We start from the raw sequence: 218 nt of genomic DNA, 5'->3' as shown, positions 1-218 counted from the left end.
CGAAATGGCATCAAGAAATTATAAGCAAATGCATGATGTACAACTTTTATTTGAACAAGATAAACTTGAACAAATTAAAAATGAAGAGAAACAACCGGAAGCAGAAAAACCGGAAGCAGAAAAACCAGAAGTAGAAAAACCAGATGAAAATAAAAAAACAGATGCTGAAACAATTAAAGATGGTGAATACAGCATCAATTTTAAAGCATTAAAAGATC

The 218-nt window shown here is 30.3% G+C and carries 1 protein-coding gene; it reads left to right on the top strand.

Annotation, left to right across the window (positions count from 1 at the left end; genetic code table 11):
• The coding region (locus tag MR107_RS31090) for a hypothetical protein (protein WP_242293231.1) at positions 1–218 on the top strand (218 nt) is incomplete at both ends.

The sequence above is a fragment of the Bacillus cereus group sp. BfR-BA-01441 genome (genome assembly GCF_022663075.1).
Lineage (GTDB): Bacteria > Bacillota > Bacilli > Bacillales > Bacillaceae_G > Bacillus_A > Bacillus_A cereus.
Note: the sequence above shows the minus strand (reverse complement) of the source record. Positions and strands in the feature narration are given on the sequence as shown.